3 protein-coding genes are annotated in these 2,323 nt (G+C 42.8%); all 3 read right to left on the bottom strand.

The genetic code is table 11. The annotated features are described in order from the left end of the window. Nucleotides 1–35: 35 nt before the first annotated feature. Nucleotides 36–1,541 carry an IS66 family transposase gene (gene tnpC, locus AAEY93_RS20170; RefSeq protein ID WP_124011563.1) on the bottom strand — a complete coding sequence of 502 codons (1,506 nt, stop codon included), beginning with the start codon at nucleotides 1,539–1,541 and terminating at the stop codon, nucleotides 36–38. 84 nt (nucleotides 1,542–1,625) lie between these two features. Beyond that, the gene (gene tnpB, locus AAEY93_RS20165; protein ID WP_124011564.1) at nucleotides 1,626–1,976 is read right to left on the bottom strand and encodes an IS66 family insertion sequence element accessory protein TnpB; all 351 of its coding nucleotides are present in this window, start codon (nucleotides 1,974–1,976) and stop codon (nucleotides 1,626–1,628) included. Beyond that, nucleotides 1,973–2,275 carry an IS66 family insertion sequence element accessory protein TnpA gene (tnpA, locus tag AAEY93_RS20160; protein ID WP_124011565.1) on the bottom strand — a complete coding sequence of 101 codons (303 nt, stop codon included), beginning with the start codon at nucleotides 2,273–2,275 and terminating at the stop codon, nucleotides 1,973–1,975. The genes tnpB and tnpA overlap by 4 nt, the downstream gene beginning before the upstream one ends. Nucleotides 2,276–2,323: the final 48 nt, after the last annotated feature.

The following is a 2,323-nucleotide window of genomic DNA, read 5'->3' as shown; positions in this document are numbered from 1 at the left end:
GTAAGCGGTCAATTAAGCGGTGGAGCCCGATATCATCAAGCTTTTAGATCGGCATGCCAAGGTAATAAATCACTTAAATCAGCAAATTTATCCCGTTGTGGCAGTTCCGTGAAAAGTTTTTGGAAGTAAAAGTACGGGTTAATATCGTTGGCACGGCAAGTCATCACCAAGCTATAAAGTGCAGCACTGGCTTTTGCACCATTTACCGATTGGCAGAACATCCAGTTTTTCCGCCCCGTCGTAAACGGCCTGATATCGCGTTCAGTGACATTATTATCAATGCCTAATTCACCTGATTCAAGGTAACGTCTCAGTTTTTCCCACTGATTCAATGTGTACTTGATTGCTACCCCAATTTTACTTTTGGGTAGGACTGTTTTCTCGCTTTTTTCTAACCATTCATGCAACGATGTTAAGATTGGCTCAGCCTTTTCCTGCCGGAGTGATTTTCGCTTATCGGGCGGTAATGTTTTTGCCCGCTTTTCTATTGCATACAGTTTTTGAATATAATTGATACCGACTGTTGCTTTGCCGGTTTTCTTCGGTTGCACCGCTAAGGCATCGTGGAATTTGCGTCTGGCGTGTGCCCAGCACCCGACTGGCATTATTCCTTCTATATTGTCGTAAACACTGTAACCATCACATTGTAAATATCCGGCATAATCTGCTAGAAATGCTTCTGGGCAACTGCGTGCACGACTCGGTTGATAATCATAAATAACAACAGGGTTATCGCTAAATTCATTGCTGCGATAGACCCACATATAGGATTTAGTTGCTGCTTTTCTATCTGGTTCATCCAATACTTGCACCGTTGTTTCATCTGCGCACAGCGTTGATTGAGCGAGTAGATTAGCTTTCATCGCAGCAATTAACGGCCTAACTAATTCGGCACTGGCTATGCACCAATTGGCCAGTGTAGCGCGGCTAATATTTAAACCGCCACGGGCAAATATGTCGGTTAACCGATAAAGCGGTAGGGCATCACAGTATTTGGCGGTCACCACAGCCGCAAGCGCTTCAGGGCTGGCGATACTCTGGGGGATCGGCTGTGCAGGCTTAGGCGCGGTAATGACAGAGGTACTGGTTGATGTTGTTTCACATTCACGGCAAGCATACTTGGTTTGCCTGTGCTTAATGACGCTGATCTTCTCTGGAATAATGTTGACTTGTTCGCTTTCTTGCACACCGCATTCACGCATCACATGACCACAGCAATCGCACATAGGGCTGTCAAGAGTATAAGATCTTTCTTCACGTTCAAGGTGCTCAGGTAATCGTTTTCGACCCGTTTTACCTTGTTGTTTATTTTCATTTTTATTTGTGGATTGATCCTGCTCAGCTTCATTGAATGTGCCTTTCGGCATTTTCTCACTGCGTTGACCAAACTGCTTATTGCGGTTGAGTTGCAATTGTTCCAAAGCGATATTAAGGCGGTTTTCCAAGTCTTTATTTTTAGCATTGAGCACCTGATTTTCATGCTGCAACATTGCCAGCATTTTTTTTAGTTGTTCAATATTATCAGGCTGTTCAGTTGTCATTAATTAGCGTTCAAGACCAATAGATAGCGCTAGTTTGCCTGCTGTATTTGATCATGCAACCGCTATTTAGCGATCCAGTGATGATCACCTCACTGTCAGGCCATTTAAGGGTTTATGCCCATGGGATACTTCTAACGATAAGCCTGATAGTAACCAATTTAGCTGATGCTGGTTGATTGTCAGCGCGTCTTGTTCGTCGTTAGCGCCAGGCCACTTAAAGCGACCTTTTTCTAGCCGCCGATAGTAAAGCCAAAAACCATTAGTATCCCAAAATAAAATCTTAATTTTGTCCCGGTGGCGATTACAAAAAATAAACCAGGCTTGATTCAACGGATCCATTTCCAATACATCACTGACGATTAAAGATAAGCCATCAATGGCTTTACGCATGTCGGTATGGCCGGTAACAAGATAGATCTGCTTATGTGGTGTCATGCTGATAGCACGCGTAAAAATTGTTGTAATTTGCTTGGCGCTAATGAGGCTGGAAAAGAAAACAGATAGCCGTTGGGCAATGCCAGCGTGAGTGGCTGGTCAGGTTTAATTTCAGGAAAAATCAGCGGCACCACTTTTTGCTTAGTTGATGACGAATGCGGGTTAAGTTTTTTAGTCCACGCATAAAATGTAGATAGGGTTAAGTCATTGGTTTTACAAAATTCAGCTTTGGTTAATTTACTTTCAGTTTGCTGCTGAAAAATGCGTTGCCAGTATTGTATTTTATCGTTTTTTGACATGATTGTTTTCCTAGATTTAGTTAGGAAATAATCATGTCACATTTGAAG

The organism is Shewanella sp. CAL98-MNA-CIBAN-0140 (genome assembly GCF_040309905.1).
Classification (GTDB): domain Bacteria; phylum Pseudomonadota; class Gammaproteobacteria; order Enterobacterales; family Shewanellaceae; genus Shewanella; species Shewanella psychromarinicola.
Note: the sequence above shows the minus strand (reverse complement) of the source record. Positions and strands in the feature narration are given on the sequence as shown.

Excerpts from the sequence above, each read along its gene's own strand:
- tnpC (WP_124011563.1), bottom strand. The coding sequence starts at position 1,541 with ATGACAACTGAACAGCCTGATAATATTGAACAACTAAAAAAAATGCTG.
- tnpB (WP_124011564.1), bottom strand. The coding sequence starts at position 1,976 with ATGACACCACATAAGCAGATCTATCTTGTTACCGGCCATACCGACATG.
- tnpA (WP_124011565.1), bottom strand. The coding sequence starts at position 2,275 with ATGTCAAAAAACGATAAAATACAATACTGGCAACGCATTTTTCAGCAG.